Genomic DNA, 21,747 nt, shown 5'->3' with positions numbered 1-21,747 from the left:
GAAAATGCTTTACATGTACCTTTTGGTGTTTCATATTATGGCGGTGATGTCGTGGATGGCAGTCATGTTTTACCAGCCGAGGCTTTACGTTTACCATCGAGAACATAACAATAACGCAGGCTTTGTCTCGGTCGTGCAAATTCAAGAATACAAGCTCTACAAATACATCGGCTTACCCGCATTTTGGGCAAGCATCATCAGCGGCGTATGGATGATCGCGCTCAACAATGCGCTTTTAGAGCAGTCGTGGATGCATCTAAAACTGCTCGTGTTGGTACTCTTAACGCTTTTTTCGTTTAGCATGGAGCATTACAGGCTCAAGCTTCAGACCCAACCGACGACGCGAAGCGGACAGTTTTTTAGAGCCTATAACGAAGTGCCGACATTGTTGTCGATCCTGATCGTCACCTACGTGATTACCAAAGAGACAATGCCGCTTTTTTCCCTCGGTGTGATCGTGTTTTTCGGTTTCGTCATTTATAAAATCGCGACCTTAAAGGCTTGACATGTTAAAACGGTTTTCGTCTTATTTTGCGCAATCTATGATGCAATCCAAGCTCAAAGAAGCCCTCAAAATTCAAAGGCTCGACGCGCCCGTTACCTACGACATAGACGCGTCGAAACCCTATCTTCTATACATGCACGTTCCTTTTTGTCACGATTTTTGCCCCTTTTGCTCGTTCCACAAATTTAAATACGACGTCCTAAACGCCAAAAGCTATTTTCGTTCGTTGCGCGAAGAGTTGTTCATTTTAAAACGCTTAGGGTTTTCCTTCGATCGCCTTTACATCGGCGGCGGTACGCCCTTCGTTGATCCCAAAGAGCTTTTTCAGACGATTCGTGTGGCAAAAGAGCTTTTTGATATCAAAGAAGTCTCCTGCGAAAGTTCGCCCGCTTCGATCGATCGTGAAAGAGTGTACGAAGCTAAAGGGCTGATCGATCGGCTTTCCATCGGCGTACAAACCTTTGACGATACGCTTTTAAAACGCATGGGGCGGTACGAGCGTTACGGCTCTTCCAAAGAGCTTCAACGCAAAATCGAATCGCTTCAAGGCATTTTGCCCACGATCAGTTTGGACTTGATCTTTAATTTTCCCGCCCAAAGCGAAGCGATGTTACGCGAAGATTTACGCATCGCCAAAGCCTTAGGCAGTGAACAAATCACCACGTATCCGCTGATGCGCTCTTCGTTAATGAAGGAGAGCATCAAAAATGCTTTCGGAGAAGAAGAGGGCATCAAAGAGTGGACGCTTTACCAAGCGATTCGCGACGAAATGAGCGAGTATAACCTTAATAACGCATGGGCGTTTGCCAAAGAAAAAAGTGCGTTAAGCGACGAATACGTCGTTCATTATCCCGAATACATCGGAGTCGGAAGCGGTGCGTTTAGCGCGTTTAACGGCCGACTTTACGTGAACGCCTACTCTTTGAGCGAGTACCTTCAGTGTATCAAAGACCGACGCCATGCGATTATTGCGCAAACGCCCGTTTTTTCGCCCAAACAGCAGGTTCAATACGCCTTTTTGCTGGAGCTTTTTTCGCGAAGCCTCGATATGGAGCGTTTTAACGCGCGCTTTGGCATTTGCGTCGAAAAAATGTTTAGCATCGAGTTGTGGTGGTTGGAGTCCAACCATGCGATTCGCAAAGAAAAAGGCGTTATTTATACGACGCTTTTCGGCGATTACTTGTGTGCGACGATGATGAAAACGTTTTACAGCGGTATGGATCTCGTTCGTACGTATTTGAGTAAAACGTTTTATCAAAATGCTTCATAAAACCAAAGGAGAAACCATGAAATACCGTGTAGCACTATTATTTTTAGCGGCGGCACTTTGCGCGCATGCCGGATTTATCAAAGAGGGTATCGAAGCAAAAGAGGGCGGAGATCATCAAAAATTGGTCGAAGTGTACGATCAAGCGTGCAAAGAGGGCAAGGCTTCGGGATGCTATAACTTGGGCGTCGTTTACGAACAAGGCGAAGGCAATGTCGCCAAAGACCTTAAAAAAGCGGCGTTGTTCTACGAAAAAGCCTGCGATCAAAATTTCAGTTCGGCATGTTACAACTTGGGGCTAATGTACGTTGAGGGCACCGCGCTCAAACAAGACTTTACAAAAGCCAAAGCGTTGTACGAAAAAGCGTGTGCGGACGATGACGACAGCGCATGTAACAGTTTGGGACTTTTGTATGCCAACGGTTCGGGCGTGACGCAAAACTATCAAAAAGCAAGCGAGCTTTACAAAAAAGCCTGCCAAAGCGAAAACCTTTTTGCTTGTAACAATTTAGGATTTTTGTATGCCGAAGGACGCGGCGTGGCGCAAGACGCTAAAAAAGCGAGCGAATACTACCAAAAAGCCTGCGACGGCAACGTGAGTATGGGCTGCGACAACTTGGGACTTTTATACGTATCGGGTCGCGGCGTGACGCAAGAGTATAAAAAAGCGTTCGGTTTTTACGAGAAGGCGTGTCAACTCGGGTATGACAAAGGGTGTAACAACTTAGGGATCTTGTATGCCGAGGGAAAAGGCGTCGCGCAAGACGACCAAAAAGCCAAAGCGTTGTTTCAACAAAGTTGCGACAAAGGTTTGCAAGTCGGATGCGATAATGTACGTATTATCGATTCGCCGCATATGAAATAGACGATCTTACAATGTTTAAGGAGAAAAAATGTTAAAACGTATTGCCGTGTTTCTTATCACATGTTTGACCTTTGTGTGGGCGATGGATATGTTCCAAAGCGTTCCGGAAGAAAAGGCGACCTTGGTTCAAAAGGGCGACGCAAAGCGTTATTGTCCCAATTGCGGTATGGATTTGGTGAAATTTTATAAAACGAGTTACGTTCATGAAGAGCATCAATACTGTTCGATTCACTGTTTGGTCGAAGCGACCAAAGGCGTCATTCCTCAAAAAGACGTTAAAGTTGCCGATACGAAAAACCTCGGCTTGATCGATGCGTTCCAAGCCTTTATCGTTGTGGGCAGTTCCAAACCCGGAACGATGACGATGAATAGCCAATACGCTTTTGCGAGTGAAGAAGACGCGAAAGCCTTTCAAAGCGAAAACGGCGGTCGTATCGTGAAATTTGCAGAAGCGTATGCTATCGCGCAAGAAGATTTTCCCAAAGATACGGCAATGATTAAGGCAAAACGCGAGCAAAACGTTTACGGTACGGGCGAAAAACTGTACCAAAACGCTTGCGAAACGATCGATGCCAATCGCTTCGCAACGATTGCCGAATTAAAAGTTTCTCTTGCCAAATCATGCCGACTTGAATCCGAAAGCCAGTACCAAGCAGTCGCGCTTTATTTGTGGGATCATAAAAACGTCGTTTCCGCACAAAGCGAAGCAAAAATCGTCGTTCCCAAAGATGCCAAATGTCCCGTATGCGGTATGTTCGTCGCCAAATACCCTCAATGGGCTGCGATGATCGAAACTTCGGAGAAAAACATCTATTTCGACGGCGTCAAAGATATGATGAAATATTGTTTCGCACAAAAAAAGAATTTTGAGAAAATCTACGTGAGCGATTATTACACGTTGAAAAAAATCGACGCACGTCAGGCTTTTTTCGTGATCGGAGCGAATGTTTACGGTCCGATGGGTTCGGAATTAATCCCGTTTGCGAACGAAAACGAAGCGAGTGCTTTTATGAAAGATCATAACGGTAAACGCGTGTTAAGCTTTAGCGACATCGACGAAAAAACGCTCAAAAGCCTATGAAAACCTTGCGCTTTACGGCACTTTTTTTCGCGCTTGCTTATGCGATCGTGCTGATGCATTACCTCAGTTTCGATCATCGGGGCAAAGAAAAGAAGATCGAAGAGAGTGCGCTTCGTATGAAATACGTCGAGCCCTCTTTTTGCTTTAAAGAGAAGGAATATAAGGAGTTTGCGTATGTTCAGTAAAAATCTGATCGAATATGCCGTTATTTTACTCTTCAAAGATCGCGCCGATCATCTGTTTAGTTTTATTATTTTTACGTTTATCGTCTCGTTGTTAAGTGCGGTACTGTTTGTCTCCGACGCGATTCGCTCCGATTTGGTCGATGCGGCGAAATTTGGTCCTGATATCGTCGTGGAAAACACTTTAGCCGGACGTGCGTACAAACTGAACGAAGAGGATAGAGAAAGCATCGCCGATCTTGCGGGAGTCAGTGCCGTCGAAGGAGACGTCGAGGGGTACTACTACTTTTCGCAACAACGCGTTTGGTTTCACTTGATCGGCGATTCGAGCCTTTCGCTACGCGAAATGAGCATCGGAGAAGGCGTCAAAGAAGCGATGAAAGTATGGCACTACGACGATGCGTTTAACTTCTTTTCAACGCAAGGCAAAATCACGCTCAAAATGCTCAAAACGGAATCGAAGCAGACAAACGTTCTCTCCAACGACGTGATTTTTATGCATCCGGCAAACGTAAGAGCGATTTTGGGTTTTAAGGTCGACGAATATTCCAAGCTTTTGGTCACCGTTCCCAATCCCAACGAAGTGGGTGATATAACGCTGAAAATCGTTCAGCTTCTCCCCACCGTTAAAGCGACGTCCAAAGAAGACATTCAAGCTAGCTATCGCCATCTTTTTTACTACAAGGGCGGGATTTTTATGATTTTGTATTGGGTCTGTACGGTTGCATTTTTGATTTTACTCAAAAATCAGATCAGCCTTGCGTACGGCGAAAAGAAAAAAGAGATCGCTATCTTGCGCAGTATCGGATATGCCATTAAAGATATTATCGCGTTGAAGTTTATCCAAAACGCCCTCGTCGCCTTCAGTGCCTTTTTGCTCGGCGTTTGGATCGCTTACATGTACGTTTTTATTTTCCAAGCTCCTTTGCTTCGAGCGATTTTTTTAGGCTCGCAATTGGGGCGGAGCGTTGAGTTTACGCCGATCGTGGATTTGAATCTGCTCTTTTTACTTTTCGTCTTCAGCGTCATTCCTTTTTTAGCTTTCGTGATTATTCCTTCGTGGAAAATCGCCATTGCCGATATGAGCGAGGCGGTACGATGAAACAAATTACGGTATCCAACGTCGATAAAATTTACAATTCAACCAAAGAAAACGCTTTTTATGCTTTAAAACAGATCTCTTTTGAGATCGAAGCGGGGGAAATCGTGATCTTAAAAGGAGTCAGCGGAAGCGGTAAAAGTACGCTTTTATCGTTGATCGGAGGCTTGAGTAAACCCAGTTCCGGCGACATCATCGTCGAGGGTGAAACAATCGCAAAACTTCCCGATCGGCTGGCGTCGCTTTACCGTTACGAGCGTGTCGGTTTTATCTTTCAATCGTTCAATCTTTTAAACGGGTTAAACGTGTATCAAAACGTGACGGCACCTTTGATGTTGAGCGAATGGAGTGCTTCGCAAAGAGAAGAAAAAATCGATCGAGCCCTTCAAATCGCCAATATTGCGCATAAAAAAAAGCAAAAAGTTTCGGATTTGAGCGGCGGAGAAAAGCAGCGTTGTGCTATCGCACGTGCCCTTGTGATGGACCCTCCTATTATTTTAGCGGACGAACCGACCGCCAATTTGGACACGCACAACAGCTTGATGTTCATCGAGATCTTAAAAACGTTTAAAGCGATGGGAAAAACGGTACTGATCGCAACGCACGACGTGTTGTTCGAAGAATCGGACGTGATCGACCGATGCATTCGTATGAAAGACGGAGAAATAGTTTCATGAGTATCTTTTTATCGCATGAAATCGTCGTTTTTTTAGTGATAGAGGTTATTTTGCTGGTGTTGATGAGCATCGCGCAAGCCAATATCGTCGTCATTTTACGCTACTGGGATTTTGAAGCGAGTAGCGCACTTCAGTATCGTTTGGAGAAAAAAAACTACCTGATCAATACGATTTTATACTTTACGGTTGCGACGAAAATCATTCTTTTTCTTTTTTTCGTTCAGTCGTTAAATTCGCTCTCCGGCGTCGTCCCCGGTGCGATGTGCTCGGCAGGCGTCGTAGGAGCGAACGTATACGGCAATCTTTTGTTATTGGTCAAATTATGGTTGATTTTTGGTTTCGGCCTTTGGTTGATCGTCAACAAACTGGATTTAGCCGCGGTAGATTTTCCGTATTTGAGGCGCAAATATTGGCTCTATACGTTTTTGTTTGTCGGCGTCGTGCTAGAGTTTTTCTTGGAAATCGCCTATTTCGGAGACATTCCCTTAAACGTTCCGGTCTTTTGTTGTTCGGTCGTCTTTCAAGCCCCTAAACTGCCTTTTGGGTACACGCAAGAGTTCTTGGTTAGCTTGTTTTACGGTCTTTTTGTTGCGATCGCGGTCTTAAACGTTTTGAAAAACGCGATGGCAAGTTTTATCTGCAACGTGCTTTTTTTGTTCGTCGCTTACTACGCGATTACTTATTTTTTCGGGCTTTACGTGTACGAGATGCCCAATCACAAGTGCCCGTACTGTATGTTGCAAAAAGAGTATTACTATATCGGTTACGCGATTTGGGGTACGCTTTTTTTAGGAATCTTTTTTGGAATGATGCCGTTTTTGATTGAGCTGATAACGAAAAAGCCTCACCTAAGACTCTTGAAGTTCTCGACGTTTTATTTAAGCCTAATGACGGCGATTTGTACGTTTTACGTGGTACGTTACTACGTGATGACCGGAGTGTTTTTATGATCAAATCGTTGATAAGCCTGATCGTATTCGCCTGCATCGCTTTTACCTTGATCAGCGCGGTCGATATGGGCGAGAAAAAAATATACGTAGTCAAAGGAAATCAGGCGAAAGAGCCTTTGGAAATCGTCTTTGATCGCTATTTTTGCTCCCAAGACAGAGTACCGATTACGGAATCTTTCAACACCGCGCAAGCGATCAGACCTAACGGCGACACCTACTTTTTTAACGACATCGGAAGTTTGTTTTTATGGTTGGAACGTCAAGAAGACAAGGACGAGTTAACGCTTTATGTCTATGCCCAAGATACCGAGCGTTACGTTCCCGCACGCACGGCATGGTATTCGCGCATCGAAGTGACGCCGATGGGATACGGTTTTGGAGCGTATGAATTTCAAATTTACGCCTTAGCCGATCACTATTTTGATGAAATGTATACGTGCGCGATTCGCGGAGAGACGTTATGGAATCCTATCGTTCGTCGTCTGTTGGTCGAAAATAAGCTCTAAAACGCTTTTATTTCATTTTTGCTTTGTACGCCTCGTCTAATATACCCATAAACGTTTTAGGTTCGATATAGCCGGTATACGCATCGACGATCTCTTTGGAAGAAGGTTCTAAGATCGCATTGGCCGGAACGCTTTGGACGCGAAAAACGGCGGGCAAGCTGGGATCGTTGACATTTTTGGAGACAAAAATAAAGCGTTGATCGATCTGTTTGCGATAGAGCGCATCGTTAAAAATCTCTTTTTTCATTTTTTGGCAGTAGGGACAATCTTCACTCTCGATGTTCAGCAAAATCAATTTTTTTTCTTTGAGCGCTTGGGCACTTTGCGTTTCCAAAAAATCCGCATGTAACACGACAAGACCGATGCTTGCCGCTAAAAGGCTTTTAAAAAGAAAGTTCATGGTTTTTCCTTCACTTATCTTGAACGAGGCTTCTCTCAAGGAGGGGGCTGAAAGAAGCCTTATGAGATGATAGCGCGAAAAAAGGGGAAAAGAGGGGGAGCGCGTTGGTGTTTGCTACAAAAAAACGAGCGAAAAAACACCTCAATGAATCTTACATGTGAGTGTAGAGTTCGCATAGTGTTTCCAAAAGTGTGTAAAAAAAAATATGCTAAAAAAGCATATTTTTGTTTTAATAATTTTTGTTGACTTTGCTATTTTGGTGCTATACACTTTGAATAGTATGGGGTAAACAACCAACCAAAAGGAGTCTATTATGGCTGATAAAATTTACAGAGTTAACATGTCAAATCTTAGTTTTAAGATTGAAGAAGTTCCCGCATCATGGATGGGATTAGGCGGACGCGGTTTGACTTCAACGATTGTTGCCGAAGAGGTCGATCCGGAGTGTCATCCTCTAGGACCCAATAACAAACTGGTTTTTGCTCCCGGCTTGCTTTCCGGTACGAGTGCTTCCAATAGCGGTCGTAACTCCTGTGGTGCGAAAAGCCCTTTAACCGGAGGTATCAAAGAATCCAACGTCGGCGGTACGAGTGCGGCTATTATGGCAAAACTCGGCGTCAAAGCCTTGATTATCGAAGGCTTGCCCAAAGATGAAGGGACTTTTTATCAATTACATGTTACCAAAGATTGTGTCGAATTTATTCCCGTCCCAGAACTCGTCGGTTTGGATAACTACGCCGTGTTGGATGCGATGGCGGCTAAATACGATAAAAAAGTAGCGGTTATGAGTATCGGACGTATCGGTGAGATGCGTATGAACATCGCCAATATTTCCGTCAAAGATCCCGGCGGAAAGCTTAGAAGCCACGGACGCGGCGGCTTGGGCGCGGTTATGGGCTCTAAAAAGATCAAATGTATCACCGTCGATGCGGAAAGCTACAAAGAAGTCACGATCGAAAATCCTGAAAAATTCAAAGAAGCGAGTAAAATCTTTACCAAAACTTTGCAAGAAAATCCGATCAGCGGACAAGGCTTACCGGCATTCGGTACCAACGTGCTTGTCAATATCCTTAATGAAGCGGGCGGACTTCCGACGCGTAACTTTAGAGCCGGAAATTGGGAACATGCCGAAAAAATCTGCGGCGAGACGATGGCGGAAAACATCAAAGCCAGAGGCGGAAAAACGACCCACGGTTGTCATGCGGGCTGCGTGATTCAATGTTCACAAGTCTATAACGACAAAGACGGCAATTATTTGACGTCGGGTTTTGAGTATGAGACTATCTGGGCTTTGGGCGCGCACTTAGGCATTCAAGACTTAGACTTGATCGCTAAAATGGACGGTTTGATGGACGATTTGGGCGTTGATTCGATTGAAACGTCCGTCATGTTGGGTCTTGCCGTCGATGCTGGAATCCTTGCTTACGGCGACGGTGCAAGAGCGTACGAACTGCTTTCACATGAAATTCCTACCGGAACGCCTCTTGGAAGAATCTTGGGTGCGGGAACGCATATTTTAGGTAAAGCGTACGGGTTGGTCAGAGTTCCGACCGTGAAAGGTCAAGGTATTCCGGCGTACGAACCAAGAGCGGTTAAAGGTCAAGGCATTACGTATGCGACGACGCCGATGGGTGCCGATCACACGGCGGGTTATGCGGTGGCAACCAACATCCTCAACAGCGGCGGACATGTCGATCCGCTTAAAAAAGAGGGTCAAGTCGAACTTGCGCGTAATCTCCAAATCGCTTCCGCGGCGGTCGATAGCACGGGTATGTGTATCTTCGTCGCTTTTGCCGCGCTTGATGACGCTAAATGTTTACCTTCGTTGATCGATATGATCAATGCACGTTTCGGTTGTGCTTTGACGATCGACGACGTGATGAATTTGGGTAAAACGATTCTCAAAAAAGAGCATGAGTTTAACATCAAAGCGGGATTCGGTAAGGCGGACGATCGTTTACCGGAATTTATGAAATACGAGACCTTGCCTCCTCACAACGTTACATGGGATTTTACGGGTGAAGAGATCGACGAGTTCTGGAATTTTTAATGCGCATCGTCGTTAAACTCTTTGCGCATTATCGAGAAGGACGATTTAAAGTGCAAGAGGGGGATTTCCCCCTCGGCACAACCGCCGCCAAGATCATTGCTTCTTTGGAGCTTGAAAAAACTTCTCCTTTAGGCGTATTGATGGTTAACGGCAGGCACGTATCGCCCGAGTATGTTTTACGTGAGGCGGACGAAATCGCACTTTTCCCTAAAATAGGCGGAGGATGATGCGTATTATCTTGAATGCTTTCTCCTTTTTGCGCGATACGTTACGCCTTCAAGGTATTGAACCTATTGAAGCGCCAATGGAAATTACGCCGCCGTGCGACGTGCATACGCTCATCGCGACCTTAGGACTCAAACCCGAAGAGGTCGAAGCGGTTTTTATCAATCGTGTCGTTATGCCCAAAGAGACACTCTTAAAGGATAACGATCGCGTTGCCTTACTCCCGCCCGGCACACCGGGGTCGTATCGGCTGATGTTAGGCATTAAGGACGCCTCAGGCACTTAAGACACCAAAGAGGAACTATGGAACTCTTAGATTTTTTACATGTGAACCAAGAAGAGGGCTTTTTACCCTTGACGATGACGCTCAAAGCGGCAAAAGAGTACGGTATGAGTTTTCGCGATGTCGAAATCGTAGCCATGAACGAGGGTATCATGCCGCTTCGCTACAAACGAAACGTTCAGAGTCTGTGCGTGCAAGAACAATTAACACTGCTTCAATCCAACGTTCTGATCGTGGGATGCGGAGGGCTGGGCGGATTTGTCGCCGAATTGTTAACGCGTATCGGCGTGGGAAACATCTCTTTATTTGACGGCGACGTTTTTGAAGAACACAACCTCAATCGTCAAATCGGGGCAACCGTACCAACGCTCGGAAAAAATAAAGCTCAAGTGCTCGCCGAACGGTTAATGCAGATCAATCCCTCTTTACATGTCAGTGCGTATCCCGAATTTTTTTCGTTAGAACGCCATAGTACCCTTTTAGAAACGGTTCATGTGACGGTTGACGCTTTGGACGACCCGACGTTTAAAAAAGTGTTGGCGCGATGGACGTATGAACGTCATATGCCTTTTGTGCACGCCGCTATTGCGGGTATGACTTTAGAGTGTTCAACCAACCGATGTTTGGAAGAGCTCTATCCGACAGAGGGCAAAGGTGCAGAAACGCTGTTAGGCAATCTTTCGTTTACCGTTGCGTGTGCGGCAGCATTGCAAAGTGCGGAAGTCGTGAAGCTTTTGCTCCATCGTCCGCATTTAGATCAAACGCTTTTTATGGACTTGAAAGAGTACGAGACGGTGCTCTTTTAAGCCTTGCGATCTCACACGAACCGAAGGGCAAAAAACCTGTTATTCAGGAAAATTTAACCTTTTGTAAACTATACTTTTTCATCCGCAAAAACTCTCAAAGTAATATGCTTAAATTGCATATTTAAGTAATATTTAAGTTTTAATACTACTCTTTTTTCTCCATTTTCACCTAAGCAAATCTGTGGTACATTTTCTCAAAATCGGTAAACGGTTGTTTACTGAAACACTATAACGCACCGTAAAAAAAGGGCAATGTTTCCACCAAGATTCCGTGCTTTCCCTTGTTTTCGGACTTTACGATCGTCGTTGACTAATTCGGACTAAATCGGTCTAGTTTTGTTGACTTTAAGAAATGGAGAACAAAAAGATGATAAACAAAGCATCGGTTAATCAAGCACGTTCGCTCTATTACGGCTTTTTGAGTAAAATGTTTGTTTTTACGATCGATAAAAATCGTTTTAAAGGCATTTTAGAAGCGATCAACGTGATGATCGATAATCCCTTGGATGAAAACTCCGCCGAGGCATTAAAAGAGCTCAAACAACTCTACCTTGAAGAGGGCGAAGGCGCGTTGATTCAAGAGTACGACGATATTTTTCACAACCCTTCGTATCGCATCGTTCGCAATACGGCTTCGTATTACGACGAAGGCTTGGAGAGCGGTCGCAAACAACTCGAAGTCAAAAACTTTTTAGCCAAAACGCGCATTAGACGCGATGAAAAGCACTTCAAAGAAAACGAAGACAGCGTCGGGTTTATTGTGACGTTTATGCACGATATTATCGAGCTTATTCTCTCAAATCAAAGTGAATACGACACCTTGGCGCATTGCCTCTTTACGGAAATTATCAATCCTTTTATCGACGAATTTATCGTGAACGTTTACGAACATCCTAAAGCACGAGCCTATAAAGCCGTAGCGATCGTGATGAATGCGTTTATCGCTTTCGAGCGTCTTTACTTTGAAGTGGCACAACCGCCGTTTCGCGAGAAAAACCGCGTTGCCAGAGCGCAACCTCTAGAGGTCGTTTCGGGTGCCGAAGCAAGACGAAGGGCGGAAAACAAAGCCAAACGTGATGCGGACAAGGCAGCAAAAAAACTCACGTCTCACGCTTAGCGATCCTGAAGGGATGGCTCAAGAAAACGTCGGTTTTTTTGAGCAATCTCTTATATGTAACGTTAACATGTCAAAGAGATGAACCCCACCAAAGGAGGTATTCTATGAACGAGAGTCGACGCGGTTTTGTGAAAAAAGCCGCACTTGCCGGTGCCGTTAGCACGCTCGGTATTGCAACGCTGCAAGCAAGTTCTTCCGCTTCAAAAGGTACAAACGGCGTTATTGTAGGTCACTCAAAGAAAAAAGAAGTGACGTACAAAAAAACACAAGCATGGGAAGATTATTATAAATCTGCCCGTTAAGACAGGAGGATAGCGTAATGAAGAGTGAGACGCAACGTGCTCTAAGTACGACCGTCGGTAGAAGAAGTTTCCTCAAAATGGCGGCAATTGCCGGTACATTTGGCGCAACTTCAAGCTTCGCCGGAGAAAACGTCACCAGAGCGGCAACGGAAGAAGAAGTCAAAAATCCGTTTCCGGGAAGTAAAAAAGTAAAAACGATCTGTACGTCCTGTTCGGTAGGATGCGGCGTAATCGCAGAAGTTCAAAACGGCGTATGGGTGCGTCAAGAAGTTGCTCAAGATCACCCGATTAGCCTCGGCGGACACTGCTGTAAAGGTGCCGATATGATCGATATGGTCAGATCGGAAGTCCGTTTGAAATATCCGATGGTCAAAGAAAACGGCCAATGGAAACGCTTAAGTTGGGACGATGCGCTAAATCGCATTGCAAGCAAACTTAAAGAGCTTAAAAGTAAAGACGGTCCTGATGCGGTTCAGTTTTTAGGCTCGGCGAAAATGAGTAACGAGCAAGCCTATTATTTTAGAAAGTTTGCGGCATTTTTCGGCACGAACAATACCGATCACCAAGCAAGAATCTGACACTCTTCCACAGTCGCCGGTGTGGCGAATACATTTGGATACGGTGCGATGACGAATTCTCTTGGAGATATTCAAAAGTCAAAGGCCATTATCATTTTCGGTGCAAACCCTGCGGTCAACCACCCTGTCGGTTTTCAACACTTTTTAAAAGCGCAGGAGTTAAACAACTCTAAACTGATCGTTATTGATCCTCGTTTTACGAAAACGGCGGCAAAAGCGGATCTTTATGCGCAAATTCGTCCCGGTACGGATATTCCGTTTATGTACGGTATGTTGAACATTATTTTCAAAAACGGTTGGGAAGATAAAGAATACGTCGATGCACGCGTTTTCGGTATGGATAAAATCAGAGAAGAAGCGGCAAAATGGACGCCGGAAGTCGTTGCCGACGTTACGGGCGTTCCTGCGGATACGTTGATTCAAATTACGACGCTTTATGCTAAAAATCGTCCGGGAACGTTGATTTGGGCGATGGGATTGACGCAACATACGATTGGAACGTCCAATACCCGTATGGCTCCGATTCTTCAGTTGGCACTCGGAAATATGGGACGTGCCGGCGGCGGTACGAACATTCTTCGAGGTCACGATAACGTTCAAGGCGCAACCGATATGGGATGTCTTGCCGATTCGCTTCCGGGATATTACGGTTTGGCGGCAGGTTCATGGAAATATTTTGCCAAGTCGTGGGGCGTCGATTACGATTATCTCGTTAAGCAGTTTAAAGATGCGTCGTGGATGGAGAAAAACGGTTTTTCACTCGCACGATGGTGGGCGGGCGTGCAAAACGTTAAATCCGACGAAAAAATCGAAAATGCGGGAACACCGCTGAAAGCACTTTTGGTTTTCGGAAACGGTATTACCTCCGTTGCGCAACAAGCCAAAATCAAAGAGGGCCTTGACAACCTCGATATGCTCGTACTTGCCGATCCGTTCGTGAATGAAGCGGCGATTTTGACCGACAAAAAAGACAATGTCTTTATTCTTCCTGCGGCAACGCAATTTGAAACGAGCGGCTTAGTCGTTGCAACCAACCGAAGTGCGCAATGGCGATACAAAGTCGTCGAGCCGATGTATGAGAGCAAGCCCGATCAGGAGATTATGTTTGAACTCGCCAAGCGTTTAGGTTTTTATGAGCAATATACCAAAGGTATGTTGATGCAAGAGACGAAAGACGGAAAACTTGAGACGATTCCGGGTAAAACGAACTTTACGTGGCCGGAAGATGCGACCAACGAAATCGCACGTATCATCAAAACCATCGGCTTAACAGGCTGGACGGCGGAGCGCGTGAAAAAGCATACCGACAACTGGCATATGTTCGATGAAGTAAGCGGTGCGGGAATAGGACCGATGAAAGGCGAATTTTACGGACTTCCATGGCCGTGTTGGACGAAAACGCACGGCGGTTCTCCAAACCTTTACGATACGAGTATTCCCGTATCCGAGGGCGGTATGGGCTTTCGAAACAACTTCGGTTTGGAAAAAGACGGCGTAAACCTCTTGGCTGAGAAAGGCTCTTTCCCGAAAGGTTCTAAAATCGAAACGGGATACCCTGAAATCACGAAAGAAAATATCGAAAAAGTGCTCGGTATTACGCTAAGCGAAGAAGAAAAAGCGGCATGCGGTGCGAACTGGAAAGTCGATAACAGCGGTATTTTGGTTCAAAAAGCTTTAGAAGCCGGCGTTTGCCCTTACGGTAATGCCAAAGCCAGAGCGATCGTTTGGAACTTCCCGGATCACATTCCGATGCACCGAGAACCTCTACACTCTCCGCGTACCGACTTAGTCGCCAAATATCCGGCTTATCCGGACAAAGCGAACCACTTCCGCGTTATGACGAAGTATATCTCCGTTCAAAGTGCGCAAGATTACGCGAAAGAGTTCCCGATCAATATGGTCACGGGACGTTTGGTAACCATGAACGGTGCGGGTATCGAAAACCGTGCGTCGAAGTATATTGCAGCGTTAACGCCTGAGATGTTTTGCCATATCCATCCGGATTTAGCGTTGAAACACGGCATTAAAAACGGAACGATGATGTGGGTACACTCTCCGGAGGGTACGAAGATTAAAGTCAAAGCGAAGTATTCGTACAGCGTGCTTCCGGATATGGTCTTTATGCCGTTTCACTTTGCGGGTTACTTTCAAGGTACGGATCGAACGGGCAATTTCCCGGCAGGAACGAAACCGTATGCAAGCGGTGAGAGTGTTAACACCGTTACCAACTACGGTTACGACATCATCACTCAGATTCCTGAGACTAAAGGCGGCTTGTGTCGCATAGAGAAAGCGTAGGGGGTGGATGATGGAATACGCAAGAATGAAATTTTACTGTGATGAGCACCGATGTATCGAGTGCGACGGATGTTCGGTAGCGTGCGCCGAAGCGCATGAACTGCCGGTAGGAATTGCAAGACGAAAAGTGATTACGATCAATGAAGGCATTCCCGGAAAAGAGTTTTCAACCTCCATCGCATGTATGCATTGTACCGACGCACCGTGTGAGCAAGTCTGTCCGGTCGATTGTTTCTACATTCGTGAAGACGGCATCGTGTTACACGATAAAGAAAAATGCATCGGTTGCGGCTACTGCTTGTACGCATGTCCTTTCGGCGCACCGCAATTTCCGCGTGAAGGGATTTTCGGGGCTAAAGGAGCGATGGATAAATGTACCATGTGTGCCGGAGGACCACTTGAGACAAACTCCGAAAAAGAGCGACACCTTTACGGTCAAAACCGAATCGCCGAGGGGAAAGTACCCGTATGTGCGGCGATGTGTTCTACTAAAGCACTCTTGGTCGGAGACTCCGAATCGGTGTCTGCCATTATCCGAACCCGTGTCTCTTCCCGCGCAAAAGGCGCAAGCAATCCGTTGGTATGGGATAAGGCGTATAAAAACCAATGAAAGGAGTTGCAATGAAAAAATACCTTTACATGTTCATTGCGACCCTAGCGTTGGCATCGGCGGCATTTGCCGTCGATAGCCAAATATGGGGTGAGATGCGCATACAAAATATCTTAGGATACGGACAAGAAGAGAGCTTGAAATTAGGCCCCTTGTTTACCATGCTCCAACATCACTACTTTGCATGGATATTCTTAGGCATCTTAATCGGCGTACCGGGAGCTTTTTTCCTGCATTATAAGATTATAGGGCCTAAAGTGTTTCCGCACAGTGAAAAGAAATACTACGCCTTTAATCTGTATAACCGTATAATCCACCAAATCGCGGCGATTAGCTTTATCGTGATCGTCCCGACGGGATTCGTGATCGTTTTCGGCGACTTCTTCGGCGGAGGAATGTTTGTTAGATTTTGTAAAAATTTACACGGACTCTTTACGGTTCCTTTTACGATCGTCGTCATTCCGATGGCATTGATGTGGCTCAAAGAAGCTCTTTTTAACCTTGATGACGTTAAATGGTTTATGATCCTAGGAGGGTATCTCTCCAAAGAGAAAAAACCGATCCTCGCGGGAAAATTTAACGCGGGTCAAAAGATGTGGTATTGGGTAGCAATCCTTGGCGGCATTACGATGATTTTAAGCGGTGCGTTTATGTTTTTTCTTGACTTTAAAATGGAAATGCTCCATAATCTAACGGGCATGAGTCAAATCGACATGTTACGTGCCGCCGCGATTATCCATAACGTTATGGGTTTTGCGGTTGTTGCACTTTTCATCACGCATGTGTACATGTCAATGTTTGCCATTAAAGGTGCGGTGCAAAGTATTATCACGGGTTACGTGGAAGAAGAGGAAGTGAAAATCCTCCACAGCACGTGGTATAAAAAGCTCAAAAATCAGGGTAAGTTTTAAAAAATAGCGTGTCATGTAGCGTACGATTAAGCTTCGTACGCTACACTTTTTTTGACGATAAATATGCGCTAAACGCATAACGAAGGAACGAATATGGAACCGATTTTTTCAACCAAAATTACTAAAATTAAAGGCAAAGAGGTCTTTGAGCGAGACGATACGCTGGTACGCGAAATTAAACTGGAACTTTTCGTCAATGAAAAGCGCGTGGGTGCGTTGATGGCAACACCCGTCGATCAAGAAGCGTTGGCAATCGGTTATTTGATGAGTGAAAACATTATCGAAAAATTTAGCGACGTCCTTTCGCTCAAGCTCCTAAACGACGGTATGCAAGTTTGTATCGAGGCTAAAGTCAATGAAGCAAACATTCACAAGCTCAACGCCGAAGGCGTGGTCATTAGCGGATGCGGTAAGAGTATGACCGCCAATATCGATCCCGAAGCCATCGAAGCGAAAGTGATCAAAAGCGATTTTTGCCTGAGTGCTCAAAAACTGAGTTACGAAATGAGCCGATTTTATACCGAATGTCCGTTGTACGAGCAAACGGGTTGCGTGCATACGGCAAAACTTTTTACCGATGAAAAGACCTATTTTATCGGCGAAGACATCGCCCAGCACAACACGATCGATAAAGTCGTCGGTAAAGCCGTGATGGCGGGTGTGGATACGCGCAATGCTTTTTTAATGGTTAGCGGCAGACTCTCTTCGGAAATGGTGGCAAAAGCGGTCATGCATCAAATTCCTATTTTAGCGTCACGTACCGCATCGACCTGTTTAGGTTTGATGATCGCCGAAAAATTCGGACTTACTTTAATCGGTTTTGTACGCGGCGATACGATGAACGTTTACCGCCATGCACACCGTATCGTGATGGAGGAGGCATAAGCATGAACGAAATGGAAGCGTTGATTCGGCAGTATTTGAACGAACACGGCAAGCTCGATTGCTCCGATGCGTATAAAATTGCCGCCAAGTTAAAATGTCCGATCCGCGAAGTCGGCGATGCCGCCAAAGCACTTGAAATACGCATCGATCGTTGCGAACTCGGACAGTTCGGTAAGATTGAAGGCGGCGTATTCGACGTTGAAGCACTCAATCGTTTGACGCCGCTTTTAGACGATAAAAATCGCGTGACATGTCAGGCCGCACGCGCGCAGGCTTCGGGTATCGGGTTGAAGAAAATTCGAGGAACGCTCAAAGAAAAAAATATCGACGTGACGTATTGTTCTTTGGGATGTTTTACCGAAAAAAAGCGTCCGAGGCTTTACGTTAAAACCAAAACGTGGATCGAAAACGCCGAGGGAGAGTTGCTTTTCGGCAAAGGGAAGACCGAGATTTTAGAGCTGATCGAGCAAGAGGGCTCTATCGCCAAGGCCTCCGAAAAAATCGGTATGAACTATAAAAAAGCATGGACGCATATTAAGATATTGCAGAAAAACATCAACGACGTGATGGTTGAAACCAAACAAGGCGGCGGAGAAGACGCGGGTACGAAACTCACCTCCGTTGCCAAAGAGTATATGGACAACTATCGTAAACTCCAAGCGGACATCGAAAATTATGCGAACGAACGCTTTAAAGAGTTGTTTTTAAGACCGAGAAATAAAAAAGAATTTAAAGATTAAAACAGTATCGGCTATTTTGTCGCTATGCAAATAGGGTAAGATTTTCCGATATCCTTTGTGTGAGCGCGTGCTTCATTTGAAGCCCCTCGCGCAGTGTGATTATGCAAAAAATACATATTTTAAAAGGAGTTTTATATGAAAAAAGTATGGTTACTCAGTGCCTTAGCGGCGTCGTTTTTGTTGGCAAAAGAGCCTATCGTCGTTTTACATGCCGGAAGCCTTTCGGTGCCGTTTGCGGAGATCGAAAAAGTGTTTGAAGAAAAATACCCGCAGTACGACGTGCAAAGAGAACCCAGCGGCAGTATCGCCGCAGCGCGTAAAGTAACCGATCTTGGACGTGCGGCGGACGTTATGGGCAGTGCCGACTATCAAGTGATCGATGCGATGCTAATCCCTAATAATGCCAAATTTAACGCGCAGTTTGCAACCAACGAAATGGTTTTAGCCTATACCGACAAATCAAAATTCTCCAAAGAAATTAACGAGAAGAACTGGACGGATATTTTTATGAAAGAGGGCGTTGTCGTAGGACATTCAAACCCTAATCTCGATCCGTGCGGTTATCGCTCGATGTTGGTGACGATGTTGGCGGAAAAATACTACGTTAAACCCGGTTTGTATCAAGCGCTTTTTAATTACGGCGACCATTACGAAGTCGGAGAAGAAAACCCTAAAAAAGTCGTCGTTCGACCGAAAGAGACCGATCTTTTAGGTTTGTTGGAAGCAGGACAATACGACTATTTGTTTATTTATAAATCCGTAGCCGATCAACATCACCTCAAATACGTTACGCTCCCCGAAGCTATTTCGCTCAAAAGTGCTAAATACGATAACGTCTATTCCGAAGTATCGTTTAATATCGACGGTAAAAAGCCGGGCGAAGTCGAGAAGCAAGTCGGTGCGCCGATGGTGTACGGTTTGAGTATTTTTGAAAACGCTAAATCTCCTGCCAATAAAGCGGGTGCGGTGGCATTTGTCAACTTTATTTTGAGTCCTGAAGGACAGGCGATCATGAAGAAAAACGGTCAAGATACGATGAATCCGCCGATTATCACGGGTGATGCCTCTATTTTAGGAAAAAAATGAGTTATCTCTCCTTGCAAGCCCTTACATGTAAAGTAGGGGCGTTCGATTTAAAAGACATTAGCTTCGACGTCGGCGAGGGTGAATACTTTGTGATTTTGGGGCATTCGGGTGCGGGGAAAACGGTCATTTTAGAATCGATCGCCGGCTTACACCACGTCGGCGGTAAGCTGATCTTTAATAACGAAGAGATCATGCACAAAGCTCCCGAAGAGCGTTCGATCGGATTTGTCTACCAAGACTTTGCGCTTTTCCCCAATTTAAGCGTACGCGAAAATATCCGTTTTGCCGGACGTTATAAAATGATCGAAGACGCCGAGAGCTTGTTTGAAGACTTGGTTGAATTTTTAGGTTTGGAAAAATTGCTAGAACGTCGCATCGACAACCTTTCCGGCGGCGAAAAACAACGCATCGCCATTGCCAGAGCGATCTATGCGCGCCCCAAAATCTTACTGCTAGACGAACCGCTCAGTGCGATCGACCCGACGTTTCGAAACGCCATTATGAAATTTCTCAAAGACGTGCATCGCCGTTACGGCTTAACCACGCTACATGTCACGCACAATTTTCGAGAAGCGTCCTATTTGGCGGATCGTATCGCTATCGTGATGGACGGATGTGTCCAACAAGTCGGCTCCGCCAACGAAGTGCTTTCCCATCCGAAATCGTTAAAAGTTGCCGAATTTTTAGGCTTTAAAAATATTTTTTCGACGGCACTTATCGATGAAGACGCGACCAAACTTTTTTCGATCGATCCGAACGACATTATGGTTTCCAAAGAAGATACGTTGACATGTGATTATCGTTTTAGCGGAACTCTGGACGAATGTATGGGTATCGTGGATCATTTTAAATTGTTTATTACGGTGGGTGAAGAGCAATTTTTCGTCAAAATGATCAAACGCGAACACGAAGGGTGTTCGATTCATCGGGGAGAAGCGATGTATATCGGATTTAATCGAAAGGATGTGTGTTACTTATGAGACGCTACTGGTTTACGACGTTCTTAGCACTGTTAGGGCTTGTGATGTTGCTGTTTTTAACCGTTCCTTTGTTTAAGATGCTGATCGGAAACGACGTTAAAACGCTTTTAAAGACGATTCAAGAAGCCGATGTTGCGGCTTCGGTATGGTTGACGATGAAAGTCTCTTTTTTCTCGACCCTCTTCGCGTTACTGACCGGACTGCCTTTGGCGTATCTGATCGCGCGACACACTTTTTTCGGGCGTTCGTTTTTAGAAACCTTGATCGATATTCCGATTATGATTCCGCATACCGCGGCGGGAATTGCATTGCTTGTGGCATTTGGAAGCGGTTTATGGGGCGATTTTTTCAACGCTTTGGGGATTCATTTTATCGGTACGGAAACGGGTATTATGATCGCGATGATGTTCCTCTCTTCCACGTTTTTGATTAACGGAGCCAAAGAGGGATTTAAAAAAGTGGACGTTAAGCTCGAAAAAGTTGCACGCACGCTTGGGGCAACGCCTCTGAAAGTCTTTTTTGCAATTTCTCTGCCCAATGCGAAAAAAGACATTGTTAACGGCTGTTTGATGATGTGGGGGAGAGGACTCGGAGAGTTCGGTGCCGTGGTGATTTTGGTTTACCATCCGATGACCGCGCCCGTTTTGATTTACGATCGTTTTACGAGTTTTGGACTCAGTTATTCCGCTCCGGTTGCCGGCGTGATGATCATTTTATCGATTTTGGTTTTCTTGAGCGTGCGATTTGTCAACAACCGATTGCGCTAAATCGATCGGTTTCGTCCAATAAAGTTGATCGGGATCGTAACCGATCGTCGGCAGATACGCCAAAATCGTTTGCTTATCGTGCGAGGAAAGCGTCGCGGTTCGAGAGAGTATCCACAAATAGCGTCTTGTAGGCTCGCCCACGACGCTATAGCGATACTCTTTATCGAGCATAACGATCCAATAATTACCGTAAAAAGGCCAAAAAAAGCTCACTCTTAGGCGACTGTTATTGCTCCCTTCTACCATTTTTGCTTCTCCTTTAGCTTCGCCGATGCGTTCGCCCTTCGCATCGTAACATTGATTGAGTACCGATACGCTAGCGGCTTCTACGTGGTACTGGGCGGTCGCTCCGACGCACCCTTTTTCAAAACGGTTTTCATAGCGTGCTATTTCGATCCATTTTCCCGCGTAGCGTTCCAAATCGACCGAAGCAACGCTTGGAAGCGGTGGCGTATCGGGATGCGTTGCACATCCGCTCCAAAAGAGGCATGAGCCTAGTAAACCAATGGTAAGTACGAAGGCGGCTTTGTTTTGAAATCGATGCGTAACCATGTCACTCTCCTAACGATCGTTTTTT

25 protein-coding genes are annotated in these 21,747 nt (G+C 45.5%); 23 read left to right on the top strand and 2 right to left on the bottom strand.

Annotated elements, in window-relative coordinates:
• Positions 1-4: 4 nt before the first annotated feature.
• From UCH003_RS08055 to UCH003_RS08015, 9 genes are read left to right on the top strand one after another with little or no spacing between them, the layout of a single operon-like run.
• Positions 5-505: a CopD family protein gene (locus UCH003_RS08055; protein WP_060826119.1), complete on the top strand. Its 501-nt coding sequence runs from the start codon at positions 5-7 to the stop codon at positions 503-505.
• A 1-nt stretch (position 506) separates the two neighbouring features.
• Positions 507-1,775, top strand: a complete 1,269-nt coding sequence (locus UCH003_RS08050) for a coproporphyrinogen III oxidase family protein (protein WP_060826118.1) — start codon at positions 507-509, stop codon at positions 1,773-1,775.
• Between the two features lie 16 nt (positions 1,776-1,791).
• The gene (locus UCH003_RS08045; RefSeq protein WP_060826117.1) at positions 1,792-2,637 is read left to right on the top strand and encodes a tetratricopeptide repeat protein; all 846 of its coding nucleotides are present in this window, start codon (positions 1,792-1,794) and stop codon (positions 2,635-2,637) included.
• Positions 2,638-2,665: 28 nt separating this feature from the next.
• On the top strand, positions 2,666-3,718 hold the full coding sequence (locus tag UCH003_RS08040; protein ID WP_060826116.1) for a nitrous oxide reductase accessory protein NosL: 1,053 nt from the start codon (positions 2,666-2,668) through the stop codon (positions 3,716-3,718).
• Positions 3,715-3,903 carry a hypothetical protein gene (locus tag UCH003_RS08035; RefSeq protein WP_060826115.1) on the top strand — a complete coding sequence of 63 codons (189 nt, stop codon included), beginning with the start codon at positions 3,715-3,717 and terminating at the stop codon, positions 3,901-3,903. The genes UCH003_RS08040 and UCH003_RS08035 overlap by 4 nt, the downstream gene beginning before the upstream one ends.
• Positions 3,893-5,002 carry an ABC transporter permease gene (locus UCH003_RS08030; RefSeq protein ID WP_060826114.1) on the top strand — a complete coding sequence of 370 codons (1,110 nt, stop codon included), beginning with the start codon at positions 3,893-3,895 and terminating at the stop codon, positions 5,000-5,002. Before UCH003_RS08035 ends, UCH003_RS08030 begins: the two co-directional genes overlap by 11 nt.
• Positions 4,999-5,676 carry an ABC transporter ATP-binding protein gene (locus UCH003_RS08025; RefSeq protein ID WP_060826113.1) on the top strand — a complete coding sequence of 226 codons (678 nt, stop codon included), beginning with the start codon at positions 4,999-5,001 and terminating at the stop codon, positions 5,674-5,676. The genes UCH003_RS08030 and UCH003_RS08025 overlap by 4 nt, the downstream gene beginning before the upstream one ends.
• Positions 5,673-6,626, top strand: coding sequence for a hypothetical protein (locus UCH003_RS08020; RefSeq protein ID WP_060826112.1), 954 nt, complete (start codon positions 5,673-5,675; stop codon positions 6,624-6,626). The genes UCH003_RS08025 and UCH003_RS08020 overlap by 4 nt, the downstream gene beginning before the upstream one ends.
• Positions 6,623-7,132 (top strand): hypothetical protein, encoded by a 510-nt coding sequence (locus tag UCH003_RS08015; RefSeq protein ID WP_060826111.1) that lies wholly within the window; start codon positions 6,623-6,625, stop codon positions 7,130-7,132. Before UCH003_RS08020 ends, UCH003_RS08015 begins: the two co-directional genes overlap by 4 nt.
• 7 nt (positions 7,133-7,139) lie before the next feature.
• On the opposite strand, the gene UCH003_RS08010 is transcribed toward UCH003_RS08015, so the two are convergent.
• A complete protein-coding gene (locus UCH003_RS08010) occupies positions 7,140-7,532 on the bottom strand; it encodes a thioredoxin family protein (protein ID WP_060826110.1) in 393 nt (130 codons plus the stop codon).
• Positions 7,533-7,845: 313 nt separating this feature from the next.
• Between UCH003_RS08010 and UCH003_RS08005 the strand changes: the two genes are divergently transcribed.
• The 14 genes from UCH003_RS08005 to UCH003_RS07935 all read left to right on the top strand — a co-directional run bounded on the left by UCH003_RS08005 (position 7,846) and on the right by UCH003_RS07935 (position 21,170).
• The gene (locus UCH003_RS08005) at positions 7,846-9,582 is read left to right on the top strand and encodes an aldehyde ferredoxin oxidoreductase C-terminal domain-containing protein (RefSeq protein WP_060826109.1); all 1,737 of its coding nucleotides are present in this window, start codon (positions 7,846-7,848) and stop codon (positions 9,580-9,582) included.
• Positions 9,582-9,809 (top strand): MoaD/ThiS family protein, encoded by a 228-nt coding sequence (locus UCH003_RS08000; protein WP_039674704.1) that lies wholly within the window; start codon positions 9,582-9,584, stop codon positions 9,807-9,809. The genes UCH003_RS08005 and UCH003_RS08000 overlap by 1 nt, the downstream gene beginning before the upstream one ends.
• On the top strand, positions 9,806-10,093 hold the full coding sequence (locus UCH003_RS07995) for a MoaD/ThiS family protein (RefSeq protein ID WP_231964761.1): 288 nt from the start codon (positions 9,806-9,808) through the stop codon (positions 10,091-10,093). The genes UCH003_RS08000 and UCH003_RS07995 overlap by 4 nt, the downstream gene beginning before the upstream one ends.
• 17 nt (positions 10,094-10,110) lie before the next feature.
• The gene (locus UCH003_RS07990; RefSeq protein WP_060826108.1) at positions 10,111-10,896 is read left to right on the top strand and encodes a HesA/MoeB/ThiF family protein; all 786 of its coding nucleotides are present in this window, start codon (positions 10,111-10,113) and stop codon (positions 10,894-10,896) included.
• A 367-nt stretch (positions 10,897-11,263) separates the two neighbouring features.
• Positions 11,264-12,013, top strand: coding sequence for a TorD/DmsD family molecular chaperone (locus UCH003_RS07985; RefSeq protein WP_060826107.1), 750 nt, complete (start codon positions 11,264-11,266; stop codon positions 12,011-12,013).
• 104 nt (positions 12,014-12,117) lie between these two features.
• Complete coding sequence (locus UCH003_RS07980; RefSeq protein WP_041962480.1) at positions 12,118-12,315, top strand: twin-arginine translocation signal domain-containing protein; 198 nt, start codon at positions 12,118-12,120, stop codon at positions 12,313-12,315.
• 17 nt (positions 12,316-12,332) lie between these two features.
• Positions 12,333-15,191, top strand: a complete 2,859-nt coding sequence (locus UCH003_RS07970; protein WP_082709166.1) for a formate dehydrogenase subunit alpha — start codon at positions 12,333-12,335, stop codon at positions 15,189-15,191.
• Positions 15,192-15,198: 7 nt separating this feature from the next.
• Entirely contained in the window at positions 15,199-15,801 is a 603-nt protein-coding gene (gene fdh3B / locus UCH003_RS07965; RefSeq protein WP_173636960.1) for a formate dehydrogenase FDH3 subunit beta, read from the top strand.
• An 11-nt stretch (positions 15,802-15,812) separates the two neighbouring features.
• Positions 15,813-16,712, top strand: coding sequence for a formate dehydrogenase subunit gamma (locus UCH003_RS07960; RefSeq protein WP_039674696.1), 900 nt, complete (start codon positions 15,813-15,815; stop codon positions 16,710-16,712).
• Between the two features lie 93 nt (positions 16,713-16,805).
• Entirely contained in the window at positions 16,806-17,597 is a 792-nt protein-coding gene (fdhD, locus tag UCH003_RS07955; RefSeq protein ID WP_060826105.1) for a formate dehydrogenase accessory sulfurtransferase FdhD, read from the top strand.
• A gap of 2 nt (positions 17,598-17,599) precedes the next feature.
• Positions 17,600-18,337, top strand: a complete 738-nt coding sequence (locus UCH003_RS07950) for a winged helix-turn-helix domain-containing protein (RefSeq protein ID WP_060826104.1) — start codon at positions 17,600-17,602, stop codon at positions 18,335-18,337.
• Between the two features lie 135 nt (positions 18,338-18,472).
• Positions 18,473-19,423 carry a tungstate ABC transporter substrate-binding protein WtpA gene (gene wtpA / locus UCH003_RS07945; protein WP_060826103.1) on the top strand — a complete coding sequence of 317 codons (951 nt, stop codon included), beginning with the start codon at positions 18,473-18,475 and terminating at the stop codon, positions 19,421-19,423.
• Entirely contained in the window at positions 19,420-20,403 is a 984-nt protein-coding gene (locus UCH003_RS07940) for an ABC transporter ATP-binding protein (protein WP_060826102.1), read from the top strand. Before wtpA ends, UCH003_RS07940 begins: the two co-directional genes overlap by 4 nt.
• On the top strand, positions 20,400-21,170 hold the full coding sequence (locus UCH003_RS07935) for an ABC transporter permease (RefSeq protein WP_041962472.1): 771 nt from the start codon (positions 20,400-20,402) through the stop codon (positions 21,168-21,170). Before UCH003_RS07940 ends, UCH003_RS07935 begins: the two co-directional genes overlap by 4 nt.
• Here UCH003_RS07935 and UCH003_RS07930 read toward each other — a convergent pair.
• Positions 21,117-21,722, bottom strand: a complete 606-nt coding sequence (locus UCH003_RS07930; RefSeq protein WP_060826101.1) for a lipocalin family protein — start codon at positions 21,720-21,722, stop codon at positions 21,117-21,119. The two genes, UCH003_RS07935 and UCH003_RS07930, sit on opposite strands and share 54 nt — an antisense overlap.
• Between the last annotated feature and the right edge of the window lie 25 nt (positions 21,723-21,747).

The organism is Sulfurospirillum cavolei, from assembly GCF_001548055.1.
Lineage (GTDB): Bacteria > Campylobacterota > Campylobacteria > Campylobacterales > Sulfurospirillaceae > Sulfurospirillum.
Note: the sequence above shows the minus strand (reverse complement) of the source record. Positions and strands in the feature narration are given on the sequence as shown.